11 protein-coding genes and 1 pseudogene are annotated in these 13,559 nt (G+C 64.5%); 2 read left to right on the forward strand and 10 right to left on the reverse strand.

The genetic code is table 11. From position 1 onward, the window contains the following. Window positions 1–24: 24 nt before the first annotated feature. From LB552_RS18205 to LB552_RS18215, 3 genes are read right to left on the reverse strand one after another with little or no spacing between them, the layout of a single operon-like run. Entirely contained in the window at window positions 25–1,395 is a 1,371-nt protein-coding gene (locus LB552_RS18205; protein WP_224608955.1) for a dihydrolipoamide acetyltransferase family protein, read from the reverse strand. 17 nt (window positions 1,396–1,412) lie between these two features. After that, complete coding sequence (locus LB552_RS18210; protein WP_140845359.1) at window positions 1,413–2,426, reverse strand: alpha-ketoacid dehydrogenase subunit beta; 1,014 nt, start codon at window positions 2,424–2,426, stop codon at window positions 1,413–1,415. Between the two features lie 2 nt (window positions 2,427–2,428). Beyond that, entirely contained in the window at window positions 2,429–3,661 is a 1,233-nt protein-coding gene (locus tag LB552_RS18215; protein ID WP_224608957.1) for a 3-methyl-2-oxobutanoate dehydrogenase (2-methylpropanoyl-transferring) subunit alpha, read from the reverse strand. 451 nt (window positions 3,662–4,112) lie between these two features. Between LB552_RS18215 and holA the strand changes: the two genes are divergently transcribed. Beyond that, complete coding sequence (gene holA, locus LB552_RS18220; RefSeq protein ID WP_224608960.1) at window positions 4,113–5,156, forward strand: DNA polymerase III subunit delta; 1,044 nt, start codon at window positions 4,113–4,115, stop codon at window positions 5,154–5,156. A gap of 157 nt (window positions 5,157–5,313) precedes the next feature. On the opposite strand, the gene LB552_RS18225 is transcribed toward holA, so the two are convergent. Both LB552_RS18225 and LB552_RS18230 read right to left on the reverse strand, forming a co-directional pair. Next, on the reverse strand, window positions 5,314–6,099 hold the full coding sequence (locus LB552_RS18225) for a DUF2182 domain-containing protein (protein WP_224608963.1): 786 nt from the start codon (window positions 6,097–6,099) through the stop codon (window positions 5,314–5,316). 31 nt (window positions 6,100–6,130) lie between these two features. Further along, window positions 6,131–6,757: a DUF1326 domain-containing protein gene (locus tag LB552_RS18230; RefSeq protein WP_095769864.1), complete on the reverse strand. Its 627-nt coding sequence runs from the start codon at window positions 6,755–6,757 to the stop codon at window positions 6,131–6,133. Window positions 6,758–7,126: 369 nt separating this feature from the next. Here LB552_RS18230 and LB552_RS18235 point away from each other — a divergent pair. After that, window positions 7,127–7,412, forward strand: a pseudogene (locus LB552_RS18235) (GIY-YIG nuclease family protein). Between the two features lie 275 nt (window positions 7,413–7,687). Here LB552_RS18235 and LB552_RS18240 read toward each other — a convergent pair. The 5 genes from LB552_RS18240 to mnmE all read right to left on the reverse strand — a co-directional run bounded on the left by LB552_RS18240 (window position 7,688) and on the right by mnmE (window position 13,478). Then, on the reverse strand, window positions 7,688–8,581 hold the full coding sequence (locus tag LB552_RS18240; protein WP_224608966.1) for a ParB/RepB/Spo0J family partition protein: 894 nt from the start codon (window positions 8,579–8,581) through the stop codon (window positions 7,688–7,690). Between the two features lie 60 nt (window positions 8,582–8,641). Further along, window positions 8,642–9,439 carry a ParA family protein gene (locus LB552_RS18245; protein ID WP_095769880.1) on the reverse strand — a complete coding sequence of 266 codons (798 nt, stop codon included), beginning with the start codon at window positions 9,437–9,439 and terminating at the stop codon, window positions 8,642–8,644. Between the two features lie 17 nt (window positions 9,440–9,456). Further along, entirely contained in the window at window positions 9,457–10,098 is a 642-nt protein-coding gene (gene rsmG / locus LB552_RS18250) for a 16S rRNA (guanine(527)-N(7))-methyltransferase RsmG (RefSeq protein ID WP_224608968.1), read from the reverse strand. Then, a complete protein-coding gene (gene mnmG, locus LB552_RS18255; RefSeq protein ID WP_224608970.1) occupies window positions 10,095–11,969 on the reverse strand; it encodes a tRNA uridine-5-carboxymethylaminomethyl(34) synthesis enzyme MnmG in 1,875 nt (624 codons plus the stop codon). The genes rsmG and mnmG overlap by 4 nt, the downstream gene beginning before the upstream one ends. Window positions 11,970–12,170: 201 nt before the next feature. Then, complete coding sequence (gene mnmE / locus LB552_RS18260) at window positions 12,171–13,478, reverse strand: tRNA uridine-5-carboxymethylaminomethyl(34) synthesis GTPase MnmE (RefSeq protein ID WP_224608973.1); 1,308 nt, start codon at window positions 13,476–13,478, stop codon at window positions 12,171–12,173. Window positions 13,479–13,559: the final 81 nt, after the last annotated feature.

The following is a 13,559-nucleotide window of genomic DNA, read 5'->3' on the forward strand; positions in this document are numbered from 1 at the left end:
GTTCGAGATCAACCCCATCTCCCCTCAATCCACGAAGATCAGCGCCGGCGTCTCCAGCAGCGCCTTGATGCGCTGCACGAAAACCGCGGCATCCCAGCCGTCGATGACGCGGTGGTCGAAGCTTGACGACAGGTTCATCATCTTGCGCGGGATGAACTGCGTGCCGTCCCACACCGGCCGCACCATGATCTTGTTGACGCCGACGATCGCCACTTCCGGGTAGTTGATGACCGGCGTCGTCGCCACGCCGCCCATGGCGCCGAGCGAGGTGATGGTGATGGTCGAGCCGGAAAGCTCCTCGCGGCTCGCCGTGCCGGCCTTCGCCGCATCGGCCAGCCGGTTGACTTCCGCCGCACTATCCCACAGGTCGCGCGCCTCGGCATGTTTCACCACCGGCACCACCAGCCCGTTCGCCGTCTGCGCGGCGATGCCGATATGGATGCCTTCATGCTGGTGGATGATGCCGGCATCGTCGTCGAACAGCGCGTTGAGGTTCGGCTGCTCGCCGATCGCCTTGACCATCGCCCGCATCAGGAAAGGCAGCAGCGTCAGCTTGGGACGATCGGCACGCTTCTCCTTGTTGAGGGTGGCGCGCAAGTCTTCCAATGCCGTGACGTCGATCTCCTCGACATAAGTGATATGCGGGATGCGCGATTTCGCCAGCGCCATCTTTTCGGCGATCTTGCGCCGGAGCCCAACGACCTTGATGTCCTCGACGCCGTCCTTTCGGGCAAGCCCGGTGGCGCGGGCGACTTGCGGGCCGCGCGCGAGGAATGCGTCGATGTCCTCATGGCTGATGCGCCCGGCCGGACCGCTGCCCGGAACCTGGCGCAGATCGATGCCGGCTTCCTTGGCGCGCAGGCGGACGGCCGGCGAGGCAAGCGGCTTCTCGCCTTCCGCGCGCGGCGCGCCCGAAAGGCTGGGCATGGCGCGATCCTTCTTAACGCCGTCATCCTCGGGCTTGTCCCGAGGATCTGCCGACCTGCGTGGATGCGACGCCGCCGGTTCCGGCGAACCAGCGGATCCTCGGGACAAGCCCGAGGATGACGGCGCTGCGTTTTGCGCAGGGGGAAGACGATCGCCATGGCTCGCTCCAGCGGGGATGCCGTCGGCACCACTCTCGTCTTGCGACGTGTTTTTCACATTGCCTTCGCCGGCCACCTTCAGCCGCACGATCGGCGAGCCGATCGCCACCGTGTCGCCGATCTCGGCGCCGAGCCACAGGATCTCGCCATCGACCGGCGAGGGGATCTCGACGGTTGCCTTGTCGGTCATGACGGCGGCGAGAACCGTGTCCTCGCGCACGAGGTCGCCGACCTTGACGTGCCACTCGACAAGCTCGGCCTCGGCGACGCCTTCGCCGACATCGGGCAGCTTAATGACGTGCTCGCCCATCTCAGGCCTCCCCCACTCTAAGCTTCCAATGTTTCGATCAGCGCGCGCCCGACCCGCGCCGGACCGGGGAAATAATCCCATTCCTGCGCATGCGGATAGGGCGTGTCCCAGCCGGCGACCCGCGCCACCGGCGCTTCCAGATGGTAGAAGCAGTTCTCCTGCACGAGCGCCACCAGCTCGGCGCCGAAGCCGGAGGTCAGCGTCGCCTCGTGCACGACGACGCAGCGGCCGGTCTTCTTCACCGATGCGACGATCGCCTCGAGATCGAGCGGCAGCAGCGTCCGGAGGTCGATGACCTCGGCATCGATGCCGGTCTCCTCGGCCGCCGCCTGCGCGACATAGACCATTGTGCCGTAAGCGAGCACGGTGACGGCCGATCCCGGCCGGCGGATCGCCGCCTTGCCGAGCGGGATCGTGTAGTGGCCGTCCGCCACCTCGCCCAACTCATGCTTTGACCACGGCGTCACCGGCTTGTCGTGATGCCCGTCGAACGGGCCGTTGTAGAGCCGCTTCGGCTCGAGGAAGATCACCGGGTCCGGATCCTCGATCGCCGCGATGAGCAACCCCTTGGCGTCATGCGGGTTGGACGGCACGATCACCTTCAGGCCGGAGACATGGGTGAACAGCGCTTCCGGGCTCTGGCTGTGCGTCTGGCCGCCGAAGATGCCGCCGCCGGTCGGCATGCGTACCACGATCGGGCAGGTGAAATCGCCGTTCGAACGGTAACGCAGCCGCGCCGCCTCCGACACGATCTGGTCGTAAGCCGGATAAACATAATCGGCGAATTGCACCTCGACGCAGGGCTTCAGCCCATAGGCGGCCATGCCGATGGCCGAGCCGACGATGCCGGATTCGCTGATCGGCGCGTCGAAGCAGCGGCTCTTGCCGTATTTGGCCTGCAGGCCCTGCGTGGCGCGGAAGACGCCGCCGAAGAAGCCGACATCCTCGCCATAGACGATGACTTGGCTGTCGCGCCCCATCGACACGTCCATGGCGTCACGGATCGCCTCGATCATCGTGCGTCTCGGCATGGTCAGACCCCCGCCTGCTGGCGCTGACGCCTGAGATGCGGCGGCATCTCGGCATAGACCCCTTCGAACATGTCGCGCGTCGACGGCTTGCCGCCGGCATGGAGCGTGCCGTGGCTTTCGGCTTCCTTCTGCGCCGCGATCACCGTCTCGAGAATCTCGGCTTCCGCCTGCGTATGGCGCTGTTCCGACCAAACGCCTTTATGGATGAGATGGTTCTTCAGCCGGATCACCGGATCGCCGAGCGGCCAGGCGTCGGATTCGGCCTTCGGCCGGTAGGCCGACGGATCGTCGGAGGTCGAATGCGCGCCGGCGCGATAGGTGACGTGTTCGACCAGCGTCGGCCCGAGATTGGCACGCGCCCGGTCCGCCGCCCATTTGGCCACGGCATGGACAGCCAGATAGTCATTGCCGTCGACGCGCAGCGACGGGATCCCGAAGCCGAGCCCGCGCGCGGCAAACGTGCCCGAACCGCCGCGCGCGATGCCCTGGAAGGTCGAGATCGCCCACTGGTTGTTGACGACGTTGAGCACGACAGGCGCCTTGTAGGTGGAAGCAAACACCAGCGCCGCATGAAAATCGGACTCCGCCGTCGAGCCGTCGCCGATCCAGGCGGCGGCAATCCGCGAATCATTGGAGATCGCCGAGGCCATCGCCCAGCCGACCGCCTGGATATATTGCGTCGCCAGATTGCCGGAGATCGAGAAGAAGCCGTGCTCCTTCGACGAATACATGATCGGCAGCTGCCGGCCCTTCAGCGGATCGGCCTCGTTGGAATAGATCTGGTTCATCATCGTGACCATCGGATAGCCGTCGGCGATCAGAAGGCCGGCTTGCCGGTAGGTCGGGAAATTCATGTCGCCGGGCTTCAGCGCCTTGCGGAAAGCGCAGCTCACCGCCTCTTCTCCCAGATGCTGCATGTAGAAGGAGGTCTTGCCCTGGCGCTGCGCCATCTGCATGCGCGCATCGAAGGTCCTGAGCGTCATCATATGGCGCAGGCCCTCGAGCAGCTCCTCGTCGCTGAGCAGCCCGGCCCATGGCCCGACGGCCTCGCCGACGCGGTTCAGCACACGGATGATGGAGAAAGCCATGTCGCGGATGCTGCGCGGATCGACCTCGATCTCCGGACGAGGCACCGAGCCCGCCTTGGGGATGGTCACATTCGAGAAGTCGGGCGTGCCGCCGGGCCGCACCTCGGGCTCGGGCACATGGAAGCGCAACAATCCAGCGTCGGCCATGAGCTCACATCCTCCAATGTTGCCGGTGCGATATTTGCACATCCGCGCCGCCAGACCAGTGCCAATTCGCCGGACCTCGGCACCGCCTTCCTCCCGGGCCGTCAGCTCGGTTGAGCAATGCGGCACGCAAGCGCCAAGATGCAGATATGGCGGCGAAATTTCTTGTCGATGTTTTCACGCCGCGCGCAATTTGGCGGAAGTTTGCGGGGCGATTGCCGCCAGAAAATGCGATTGGGAGGTGGAGCCGGGCGCGGCCTTCCCCTTCTCCCCCTGTGGGAGAAGGTGTCGCCGAAGGCGACGGATGAGGGGTGTTCCAGATGCCACCAGCGTCTCACTCCGCTGGAACACCCCTCATCCGTCTCGGCGCTGTCGCGCCGATCCACCTTCTCCCACAGGGGGAGAAGGGGAAGACGCTAGTTCCGTCACCCCGCCCCGTGCTAATTCACCCCGCATGGCACAAAAGAAAGGATACGAGGTCGATTCGTGGCTGGCGAGGCCGGATCCGGCCATGGGAATCGTCCTGCTTTACGGTCCAGACCGCGGCCTTGTCGCCGAGCGGGCGAAAACCTTCGCCGCGAAAACCGGGCTGCCGCTCGATGACCCGTTCTCTGTCGTCAGGCTGGACGGCGCCGAAGTCGACCGCGACGAGGGTCGGCTGCTCGATGAAGCGCGCACCGTGCCGATGTTTTCCGACCGGCGGCTGCTTTGGGTGCGCAACGCCAGCGGCCAGAAGGCGCTGGCCGACGACATCAAGGCGCTGACCGCCGAGCCCGCGCGCGACGCGATCATCCTCATCGAAGCCGGCGACCTGAAGAAAGGCACCGGCTTGCGCACTATCGTCGAGGCTGCAGGCAACGCGATCGCCTTGCCTTGCTATGCCGACGAGCCCCGCGATCTGGACTCAGTGATCGACGACGAATTGCGCAAGGCCGGCATGTCGATGACGCTGGACGCCCGCCAGGCGCTGCGCCGCAATCTCGGCGGCGACCGCCTCGCCTCGCGCGGCGAGATCGAGAAGCTGGTGCTCTACGCGCATGGCCAGAAGGAAATCGACGTCGACGATGTCCACGCGCTGTCCGGCGATGTCTCCGGCGCTTCCTTCGACGCCGCTGTCGACGCCATGCTGGACGGCAAGGTGGGCGACTTCGACATCGCCTTCAACCGCCACTGCCAATCGGGGGGCCATCCGTTCCTGGTGCTGTCATCGGCGATGCGGCAATTGCAGGCGATCCAGGCGATGCGCGGCCAGATGGAGACCGGCGGCCGCAACGCCGCCTCGGTCGTCGCCGGCGCCCGCCCCCCGGTGTTCTTCTCGCGCCGCAAGCTGGTGGAAAAGACGCTGGAGCGCTGGACTGTCGAGGCGCTCGCACGTGCGCTCGGCCGGCTGCAGACGGCGGTGCTGCAGACCCGCAAACGACCGGACCTGTCGGAAGCGCTGGCACGCCAGGCGCTGCTTGGCATTGCCATCGAAAGCGCGAGGCTGGGGCAAAGGTAAACGCCGGGGATTGGCGACGGCCGGGGCGACAGCTGATCTTCCCCTGTAGGGAGATGGCCGGTCCACCCCTCCGGAGCTGCAGCGCAGCTGCTGCGAAGGACGGCAGGCCAAAGGGCGCTGTCCCGCCAGCGTATTTTTCGTCCTGCCCTACCGCTGGTCAATTCATCATCATGTCGGCCGGCTGAAAGGTCGGCAGCGCCTGGGGAAAGACCAGCACCACCGCGCCGTAAAGGAGCAGGGCGATGCCAGACACCTTGGCTATGCCCTTTCCCGCCGGGAAGGTCTTTTCCGCAAAGATCAGCAGCGTGACCACGGCCATTGCGGCGACATTCATGATCCCGAGCGGGAAAAGTGCCAGAAACAAGAGCCAGCAACAGCCCAGACAAAAGGCGCCGTGCTCGAGGCCCATGCGGACCGCGCCCCAAGAACCATCGCGCCAGGAGGTCAGGATGAAACCGATTGGCGTGCGGCATTTGGCCAGGCACAGATCCTTCAGTGGCGAGAGCTGGTAGGCGCCGGCAATGATCAGCAGGGCGCCGCCGATGCGCGCGGCCGTCGCCGTGGACAATCCCGCATGATCGGCAAGCGTCTCGGCTCCTGCGGCGCCGGCAAAGGCCAAAACGCCCACCGTGCCCCAAACCAGCATATAGCCTGCCACGAATACCCAGGTAGCGACAAAGGCCTCGCCGCGACCTCGTTTGCCGGCTTGGACCTGGTGGAAGGTCAGGATCATGGGCGCCGCCGTCGGAAACATCATGGCAATCATCATGATCATCCAGACGGCAAGAAACAGCGGCGCCCCCATGCCCATGGTGGGTGAGTACATCTCCATGCGCATATCTGCGTCCGCGCCGATCCGCTGCCGGATGAGCAAGACCCACGCCGCCGCGGCGACAGCGCCCAACAGGGCGAGAATGATGTTTCGCTGCAATGTCAGCGTCATGGGCGAGGCCGTTCCGACTATGCGTGCGGGACTATTGCTGGCCGGACCAATTGATCGGAGCGTAGTGCGCGTTCCGGCGGGAATTGTCCCAACTCATGCCATGATCGCTGAAAGTATTGCCTTCCATTCCCATCGCCATACCGAGCCAGTCGGGATTGACGGGATGGCCGGAGGCCACCCACATCTCGCCGTCCTCGCGCATTGTCGGCAACGGTTCGACCGCCAGCTGCATCACGCCGGCAATCTCCACCGACCGCTTCTTGCCGTCGGCCTGGTATCTGATCGGCACCTTCTTGGCTCCGAGATTGGTGCTGATCATCGGCGCGAAGGCGGCCATCGGCCCGCCCGCGGCGCCGGTGAAGATGGCGCCCAGCGCTTCGGTCTGCCTGTCATCCGCATGGTCGTCGATATAGGCGGCGGCCGTCCAATTGCCCTCCGCCATCGGGCCCGGCGTGTGAGCAACCATCGCGACATTGAGCCCGTCCAATCGAACGTCCCCGAAACTGCCCTTGTCGATATGAAAGACCAAGGCGACGTCGCAAACGCCTTTCGTCGGCTTCGATGTCAGCTGCGCCTGGGTGGACAGCAGGCAAGGACATACGACGTCGCAGCTGCAATTCTCGAAGTAATTTCCGGACAATTGCCAACTGACTGCCATTTACACCTCCCATTGTGTCAGGCGTGTCCGGCTTTGGCGAGGCGGTGCCGTTTCACGGAGAACGGCAGATAGCCCTCACCGCGACTGATCGGCACGCTGGGGCAGTAATTTAAGGTCAAGCTAATAAAGGGTACGCCGTTGCCGTGGACTGTCAAGGCGCGGGCTGCGGTGCCTCGGCGGTGGGCAAGCGCTGGCGAGACAGGTGGCGGGCGGCCCGATGGAAACCGCCGCGGCATACCCGTCGTCATTCTAGGGCGGAGCAAGGAGCGAAGCGACGCGCGCAGACCCTAGAATCCATGCCGTGACATTGGCCGTAGGCTGCTGCCGTCCAGAATAGCCGTTGGCGACAGCGCCAGCTAAGATCGCAACATGACCGGTTACGTTTACATGACAGCAAGCCAGAAAGGCGGCATGATCTATATCGGCGTCACCAACGACCTTGCTCGCCGGTGCCTGAGCATAAGTCCGGCCAAGGCTCCGGCTTTACCAGCCGCTACGGCGTGCAGCGTCTGGTTTGGTACGAAGAATATTTCGACATCACCGATGCCATTCAGCGTGAGACGTCATTGAAGCGGTGGCCAGGCAATGGAAGATTGAACTGATCGAGAAGACCAATCCGGAATGGTTCGAGCTGTTTCGCGGGGTTGGCTGGTGAGCGTTCTGAACCGTGGTAGCTCTCAACCGTCACGGCATGGATTCTAGGGTCTGCGCGCGTCGCTTCGCTCCTTGCTCCGCCCTAGAATGACGATAGAGGGGAACGGCGCTCCTTCACGGCCCCCCTCTGCCCTTGCCTCCACCTTCGCCAGTTCACCACCGCCAACAAAAGGGGCCGGCGGATCGGCAGTCCCTTGTCTATCACCAATATATCAGCCGTATCCAGCGTTCAGCCAAAACCTCAGCCACAGCCGAATACCGTTACGCGTCGGCCCCCTACCGCTCGTCCTTCAGGCGCCGGCAGAGCTCGTCGAGCTGCTCCAGCGAGCGGTAGCTGACCTTGAGCGTGCCGCCCTTGCCCTTGTGCTCGATGCTCACGATCATGCCGATCGTATCGGTCATCAGCTTCTCGAGCGCCAGCGTGTCGGGGTCCTTCTCGGGCGGGCTCGCGGGGGATTTCACCTTGGCCGGCGTCGGGCCGGCGGGCATTTGCGCCAGCGCTTCGGCCTGGCGCACCGAAAGCCCTTCCTTGACGATGCGCTTGGCGAGCCCGGCCGGGTCTTCGGCGGTGACCAGCGTTCGGGCGTGGCCGGCCGACAAATCGCCGTCGACCAGCATGTCGTGAATGACGTTAGGCAGCTTCAGCAGTCTCAGCGTGTTGGCGACATGGCTGCGGCTCTTGCCGATCACCTGGCCGAGATCGGCCTGCGTGTAGCCATGCTCGTCGATGAGCTGCTGGTAGCCTTGCGCCTCCTCGACCGGATTGAGGTCGGCGCGCTGCACGTTCTCGATGATTGCCAGCTCCAGCGCGGTGCGGTCGTTGACGTCGCGCACGATCAGCGGGATCTCGGTCAGGCCGGCGCGCTGCGCAGCCCGCCAGCGCCGCTCGCCGGCGATGATCTCGTAGCGGCCGGGCTGCGAGGGCGAGGGGCGCGCCACGACCGGCTGCACCACGCCGTGCTCGCGGATCGACTGGGCGAGATCGGTGAGCTCGGCATCGCCGAAATGCCGGCGCGGATTCTTCGGGTTCGGGCTGACGAACTCGATCGGCACCTTGCCGTCGGCCGCCACCGCCGCGTTCGGCTTTTCGGGCACCGCCGGACGGTCGATTTCGCCGATCAGCGCCGCGAGGCCACGGCCCAGTCTTTTTCTCGATTGGTCTTCGCTCATGAGTTTGTCCAGATCGTTTCGGAATCGAATCGGCTGATTAACCAAGCCGCGCGATGATGCTCAGGCGGCGCGCAGCTTGCGCTCGCGGCGGATCACCTCGGAGGCGAGCTGCAGATAAGCCTGGCTGCCCGAGCATTTCAGGTCATAGAGGATCGCCGGCTTGCCGTAGGACGGTGCCTCCGACACGCGCACATTGCGCGGGATGATCGTCTCATAGACCTTGTCGCCCATATGGGTGCGCACATCCTGCACCACCTGGTTGGCGAGGTTGTTGCGCCCGTCATACATGGTGAGCACGATGCCCTGGATGGTGAGGTCCGGATTGATGGTATTGCGCACCTGTTCAACCGTCTCCAGCAACTGGCTGAGACCTTCCAGCGCGAAGAACTCGCATTGCAGCGGCACGAGAACGGAATCGGCCGCCGCCATTGAATTCAAAGTCAAAAGGTTGAGTGAGGGCGGGCAGTCGATCAGCACATAGCCGAACGGGGCCGAACGCTCGGAGGCGGCGCGCAGCGCATTGCGCAACTTGAGTACGCGGTCGGGCGCCGAGGCGATTTCCATCTCGATACCGAGAAGGTCGAGCGTCGAGGGTATGATGGACAGGCCGGGCACCGCCGTCGGCACCGCCGCCTGCTCCAGCTCGAGCTCGCCGGTCAGCACGTCATAGGACGAGACCGTGCGGTCCTTGCGGTCGATGCCCAGCCCGGTGCTGGCATTGCCCTGCGGGTCGAGGTCGACGATCAGCACGCGCTCGCCGATCGCGGCCAGCGCCGTGGCCAGGTTGATGGCCGTCGTCGTCTTACCGACCCCGCCTTTCTGGTTGGCGACAGTGATGATACGCGGTCCGGTTTTCATGGGTTTATGCCAGTAATTCATTGCTGTTTCGCTGGGCGCAAGTCGGTGATGTCGAGGATGACGCCTTCGGCGTCGGTCATGCTCGAATGTTCTACCAGATCGAAGCCCCAGCGGTGAGTGCTTTCTTCCACCTCGGCGCGGTAATCCCGGCCTTTGTGAAAGAGCGCGCGTGCGCCCCTGGTCAGCCAGGGCGCCGATAGGTCGAGCAGGTCCGGAAGCGCCGCCAGCGCCCTGGCCGTGACGATTTCTGGTGTGGAAACAAGCGCATAGCTGTCATCGATGCGCCTGGCCACGACATGCGCCGGCAAACCGAACTGGCCTATGACGGATTGCAGGAACGATGCCTTCTTGCGATTGCTCTCGACCAGGGCGATCGATGCGCCGGGGCGCTCCGCCAGCAGGAAGGCCAGCACCAGGCCAGGAAAACCGCCGCCCGAGCCAAGATCGACCCAGCGTGTCGCGGTGGGTGCGATTCGCGCAAGCTGGGCGCTGTCCAGGATATGGCGGCGCCAGACATCGTCCAGCGTCGACGGCGCCGCCAGATTGATGCTGCGGTTCCATTTCAGGAACAGCTGTTCGAAAGCCTGCAGCCGCTCGAATGTTTCACGTGAAACCGGACCCGCTGCCTTTTGCAGGCCCGCCCAGGCATCCGCGCTCACGCCACGTCCCTTCGCGCCGCGAACTCGGCGTTGCGGACATGCGCGACAATGATGGCAAGCGCGGCGGGCGTCATGCCTTCCATGCGCTGCGCATCGGCAATCGAGCGCGGCTGGCGCGCCTTCATCTTCTGCTTCAGCTCGTTTGACAGGCCCGGAACGTCCGAGAAATCGAGAGCCTCGGGGATGAGCCGCGATTCCTCATGCCTGATTCGTGCGGCGTCGGCCTGCTGGCGATCGAGGTAAACCGAATATTTCGCCTCCGTTTCGAGCCGCTCCGCCGTCTTGGGGTCCAGTTCGGCAAAGCGCGGTTCGACCCTTGCCAGCCAAGGCATGTCGACGCCCGGATGCGCCAAAAGCGCATAGGCCGAGCGGCGCACGCCGTCCTTGTTGATCTCCAGCCCATGCTGTGCCGCTTCGTTCGGCGTAAGCGTCACAGACTTTGCCAGCGCGCGGGCCTCGTCGAGCTTCTGCGCCAGCGCGCCAAAACGCTGCAGCCGCTCCGACGACGCGATGCCGAGCTTTTCCGCCAGCGGCGTCAGCCGCTCGTCGGCATTGTCGGCGCGCAGCGACAACCGGAACTCCGCGCGCGAGGTAAACATGCGATAGGGCTCCGCGATACCCCGGCTGGTTAGATCATCGACCATCACGCCGATATAGGCCTCGGTGCGGCTGAGCACGAACGGCTCATCGCCAGATGCCGCCCGCGCGGCGTTGATGCCGGCGAGCAGGCCTTGCGCGCCGGCCTCTTCATAACCGGTCGTGCCGTTGATCTGCCCGGCCAGGAAAAGGCCGGCGACGCGCTTCGTCTCCAGCGTCGTCTTCAGCTCGCGCGGATCGACATGGTCGTATTCGATGGCATAGCCGGGCTGCAGCATCGTCGCCTTTTCCAGCCCGGGGATCGTCTTCAGCATGTCGAGCTGCACGTCTTCCGGCAGCGAGGTCGAGATGCCGTTCGGATAGACGGTGTCGTCGTCGAGGCCTTCGGGCTCGAGGAAGATCTGATGGCCCTCGCGGTCGCCGAACTTGACGATCTTGTCCTCGATCGAGGGACAGTAGCGCGGCCCGATGCCTTCGATCGAGCCGGAATACATGGCCGAACGACCGAGATTGGCGCGGATCAGCTCATGCGTCGCCGGCATGGTCCGGGTGATGCCGCAATGGATCTGCGGATTGGCGATCACGTCGGTCATCAGCGAGAACGGCACCGGATCCTCGTCCGCCGCTTGGGCGTCCAGCGACGCCCAGTCGATGGTGCGGCCGTCGAGGCGAGGGGGCGTGCCGGTCTTCAGGCGCCCGAGCTTGAAACCCGCACGCGCCATGGTCGCTGACAAGCCCATGCTTGCCTGCTCGTTCATGCGGCCGGCGACGGCCTTCTTCTCGCCGATATGGATCAGCCCGCGCAGGAAGGTGCCGGTGGTCAACACGACGGCACCACAAGCCAGCCGCCGGTCACCCGAAACCAGCACCGCCCTGACGCGATCGTCTTCGATCGCGAGGTCCAGGACCTCGCCCTCGACCACGTCGAGATTGGCTTGCTCGCGGATCGCGGCCTGCATGGCGAGCCGATAAAGCTTGCGGTCGGCTTGGGTGCGCGGACCCCGGACCGCGGGACCCTTGCGGCGGTTGAGCAGGCGGAACTGAATGCCGGCGGCGTCGGCGATGCGTCCCATCAGCCCGTCCATGGCGTCGATTTCGCGCACGAGATGTCCTTTGCCGAGACCGCCGATCGCCGGATTGCACGACATGACGCCGATCGTCTCGAAGCGCAGCGTGACCAGGGCGGTCCTTGCGCCGGCGCGCGCGGCAGCACTCGCCGCCTCGCATCCTGCATGGCCGCCGCCCACCACCACCACATCATAGTGATTGGTCATTTTTCCAAGAATCCGCTTTCAGAGATTGGGTTGACAGATGTCCCCGACGGCGGCTGGTGTCAAGGAGAGGTGGACCCGTTTCACGTGAAACAATGAATGGCGAGCATTGCGATCCCAGCCGACAACTCAGAAGCTGGCAGCGGCGGCGGTGTTTCACGTGAATCATTGCGGAGTAGCGCCCCATCCCGTGTTTCACGTGAATCACTTACCGATGCAGAACTGCGAAAAGATGACGTCGAGCAAATCTTCGACGTCAACCGCGCCGATGATCCGGCCAAAGCGCTCGGCCGCCAGCCGCAGTTCCTCGGCGCGCAGCTCCTGGCTTTGGCCCGACAATGCCGCCCGCAGGAAATCCACTGCCTCTTTGAGCAACTCTACATGGCGCAGCCTGGATGGCAGCACGTCACCCACCTCGCCAACCGCAGCGGCGGCGCGGGCCCCTATCTCGTTCAGAAGGCGGTCCAGACCGCTGCCGTCCTTGGAAGAAATCACCAAGTCGTAGTCACCGCCGCCGGCATTGGCGATATCCGACTTCGTTCCGATCCTCAGCAACGGAGCCCCACCTGGGATATCCCCAACGGGCGCCGGATCGGCCATATCCTCCAACAGCAGGACGAGATCCGCCACGTCGGCCTTGGCCCGCGCTCTTTCGATGCCGATCGACTCGACCTTGCCCACGGCATCCCGCAGCCCGGCCGTATCGACAAGTCGCACCTTCAGCCCATTGAGATCCATGACGACCTCGAGCAGATCGCGCGTCGTGCCCGGCTCGTCGGTGACGATCGCAGCCTCGCGCTTCGCCAAGGCGTTGAACAGGCTGGACTTGCCGGCATTCGGGGCGCCGAGGATCACGACTTCGAAACCATCGCGAATGATCTCCGCGGCCTTGAAACCTCCGATATGGCGATCGATTTCCCCGATCATTACCGACACGTCGGACCAGACCGCATCCGAAACGGAACCTGGCACATCCTCTTCGTCGGCGAAGTCGATCTCCGCCTCGATCATGGCTCGCGCATGGATCAGCCGGCGGCGCCAGCTCGAATAGAGTTCGCTTTGCGCGCCTTCGGCATTGCGCAGGGCGAAGCGGCGTTGCGCCTCCGTTTCCGCATTCACCAGATCGGCCAATGCCTCCGTCTCGACCAGATCCAGCCTGCCGTTGAGAAAGGCGCGTCGGGTGAATTCGCCCGGCTCGGCGTGCCTGACGCCCTCGAAGCCGGTGATCGTCTCCAGCATTTTGGCCGCGACGGCGCGGCTGCCATGGACCTGGAACTCGGCAACGTCCTCCCCGGTGAAGCTGCCGGGACCTGGGAAGAACAGAACGAGGCCGTGGTCGATCGTGGAGCCATCCGACGCCCGGAGCCTTCGCAACGTGGTAAACCGATCCTTAACGGATCCGGCTATCGTTTCGACCACGAATCGAGTTTTGGGGCCGGAAATTCGGATGACGGCGATGCCTGCCGGCAAGCGGCCGCTCGACAGCGCAACGATCGAATCCTTCGAAGCCATTGGGGAAACCATTTGCCGGACCTGCCGAACCGCCTAGATTGAAAGGTAGAGCACGGCCGAAAGCCGCTTCACACTTTTCGG

The organism is Mesorhizobium sp. CA7 (genome assembly GCF_020165015.1).
In the GTDB taxonomy this organism is placed as follows: domain Bacteria; phylum Pseudomonadota; class Alphaproteobacteria; order Rhizobiales; family Rhizobiaceae; genus Mesorhizobium.